At 68.6% G+C, this 245-nt stretch carries 1 protein-coding gene; it reads left to right on the forward strand.

The features are described from left to right. On the forward strand, nucleotides 1-245 hold a 245-nt coding region (locus tag SB751_RS34195; protein WP_410749519.1), incomplete at both ends, for a sigma factor.

A 245-nucleotide genomic window follows, 5' to 3' on the forward strand; every position in this document is an offset into this window, starting at 1 on the left:
GGGCCGACGCAGCGGCGAGCTTCGACCCGCTGCGTCGCACGCTGATCCGCGTCGCGTATCGAATGCTCGGTTCCGTCGCGGACGCCGAGGACATGGTGCAGGAGGCGTTCATCCGCTGGATGGACGTCGATCGCACCGAGGTGCGCGTGCCCGAGGCGTTCCTGCGCCGCATGGTGATGCGCATGTGCCTCGATCAGCTGAAGTCCGCGCGGCACCAGCGCGAGACCTATATCGGCCCGTGGCTG

Origin of the sequence: Cupriavidus sp. SIMBA_020 (assembly GCF_046535395.1) — a bacterium.
GTDB lineage: Bacteria > Pseudomonadota > Gammaproteobacteria > Burkholderiales > Burkholderiaceae > Cupriavidus > Cupriavidus campinensis.